The sequence below is a fragment of the Mesorhizobium sp. M1A.T.Ca.IN.004.03.1.1 genome (assembly GCF_003997555.1).
Classification (GTDB): domain Bacteria; phylum Pseudomonadota; class Alphaproteobacteria; order Rhizobiales; family Rhizobiaceae; genus Mesorhizobium.
This window is the reverse complement of the sequence record NZ_RZTV01001169.1, coordinates 1-232: the sequence shown is the minus strand read 5'-3', so window position 1 is coordinate 232 and position 232 is coordinate 1. Positions and strand designations below refer to the sequence as shown.

Sequence of the window (232 nt, the reverse complement as noted above, 5' to 3'; positions counted from 1 at the left end):
TTGCCGGCGATCTTCAGGGCGAAGCCCATGTTGTCCGCGACGGACATGTGCGGGTACAGCGCGTAGTTCTGGAAGACCATCGCGATGTCGCGGTCCTTCGGCTGCACGTCGGTGACGTCGCGGTCACCGATGAGGATGCGGCCGGCGTTGACGTCCTCGAGGCCGGCGAGCATGCGCAGCGACGTCGACTTTCCGCAGCCGGACGGGCCGACGAGGACGAGGAACTCGCCGT

General features: G+C 66.8%; 1 protein-coding gene. It reads right to left on the bottom strand.

Annotated elements, in window-relative coordinates; genetic code table 11:
• On the bottom strand, positions 1-232 hold a 232-nt coding region (locus EOD29_RS35365), incomplete at both ends, for an ATP-binding cassette domain-containing protein (protein ID WP_127248940.1).